The sequence below is a fragment of the Mesorhizobium sp. M7A.F.Ca.AU.001.01.1.1 genome (genome assembly GCF_004022735.1).
GTDB classification, from domain to species: Bacteria; Pseudomonadota; Alphaproteobacteria; order Rhizobiales; family Rhizobiaceae; genus Mesorhizobium; species Mesorhizobium ciceri.
On the sequence record NZ_RZPF01001064.1, the window covers coordinates 1 to 1,449 of the forward strand.

The 1,449-nt window shown below is 63.7% G+C and carries 2 protein-coding genes and 1 pseudogene; 1 reads left to right on the top strand and 2 read right to left on the bottom strand.

Annotated features, from left to right (window positions below):
• Together EN884_RS40360 and EN884_RS35795 are read right to left on the bottom strand one after the other, a co-directional pair.
• Positions 1–131, bottom strand: a pseudogene (locus tag EN884_RS40360) (magnesium transporter CorA); the annotation flags it as partial.
• A 173-nt stretch (positions 132–304) separates the two neighbouring features.
• Positions 305–595: a muconolactone Delta-isomerase family protein gene (locus EN884_RS35795; RefSeq protein WP_013532552.1), complete on the bottom strand. Its 291-nt coding sequence runs from the start codon at positions 593–595 to the stop codon at positions 305–307.
• 110 nt (positions 596–705) lie between these two features.
• Here EN884_RS35795 and EN884_RS35800 point away from each other — a divergent pair.
• Positions 706–1,449 (top strand): LysR substrate-binding domain-containing protein (locus EN884_RS35800; RefSeq protein ID WP_128361121.1); only part of this gene is annotated, 744 nt, incomplete at its 3' end.

The window sequence follows — 1,449 nt, forward strand, 5'->3', positions numbered from 1 at the left end:
GTCCAGTGCGCGGCGGCGGCGTCCCTGGTTCGCACGCCCTCAGCGGTGAAGTGATAGATGAAGAACAGTCCGTGCTCGTCGGGCAGGTAGGGCGAGAGATCGGTGCCTTCCGGGGCGAGAGTGATGTCCATGGGCGGTGCCAGATGCATGTTCCGAAGATGGCGCCGCACGGCGGCTGCCTGATACTGATTCCTAGCACGCGCGAAGCCGGTTTCGTGTGACGGTTTCTTGACAGCCGATCACAGTCTGTCGATCCCCGTGTCAATCCGGGGGTGACGCCTTCGTCACCCCCGGATGTGCCCTGTCAGTGCTTCGGGCCGAAGCCGGGGTAGGGCTTGAGGGGCACGATTGCGGCAATGTCCATCATGCCGGCCTTGACCAACGGCAAGGTGGCGAGGTGGCCGCGAACCTCAGCATCATCAGCAGCCTCGAGCATCATGCCGCTGCCCGGGATGTCGCCTCGGTTCCACACCTGACGTACCGCCCCTTCGGCGTAGAGCGTGCGCCGCTGTTCGGCTTCGCCGGGCAGAAGTGGAGCGAAATCGGCATCGGTAAATTTTTCGGTGTTGCGAGCGAGAAGGGCAAAGAACTGCATGGCGGTCTCCTTTGGTTGGGATGGCCGATTATCGCTTTTGGCTGGTCAGACAGTCCAAGACTGATTAGGATAAAGTTGAGACCCAAAGGGACTTGAGCCTTGGAGGAGAAATGTTCGACCTGCGCCAGCTCCGCTATTTCGTCACGGTCGCCGAAACCGGAAATGTCGGGCGCGCAGCCGAAATGCTGCATATTTCCCAATCGCCACTCAGCCGGCAGATCATCCAGCTCGAGGAGCAGTTGGGTGTTTCCCTCTTTGAGAGGTCGAAGCAGCGGGTCCATCTCAACGCCGAGGGCCGCGCCTTCCTCACCGAGGCCCGCGCGCTGCTGTCCAATGCGCGACGTGTGGAGGAGTTCGGCCGCAACCTGGCCAGCGGCGCCGTCGGCCGGCTCGCCATCGGCTATGTCGAAGGGGCCGTTCATGCCGGGCTTGTCGCCGGGATGCTGCGCCAGTTCCGTCGCGACCGGCCGGATTTCCACCTGCAGCTGAGAAGCCTGCGCTCGGCGGCGCAGTTGGAAGGGCTACGGCAGCGGTCGCTGGATCTGGGCTTTGTCTACTCGCCGCCACCCGATGATGATCCGGATGTCGCCGCCATGGCGCTGCGGCATGAGCCGCTGGTGCTGGCGATCCCCGAAGATGACCCACTCGTTGAAGTGCCAGAGATCGGGCCTCACCATCTTGACGGTCGCACCTGGATCACCGTCGTGCGCCAGCCGGACGACACCAATCGCGGCCAGTTCCTTGCCGCCTGCGCCAAAGCCGGCTTTTTGCCCGACATCGCCTATGAGACGGCGGACCCGCTGACCTCGCTCGGCCTTGTCAGCGCGGGTCTCGGCTTGGCGACGGTGCAAGCC

Bases quoted from the DNA above. Each gene is read 5' to 3' on its own strand.
- EN884_RS35795 (WP_013532552.1), bottom strand. From the start codon at position 595: ATGCAGTTCTTTGCCCTTCTCGCTCGCAACACCGAAAAATTTACCGAT.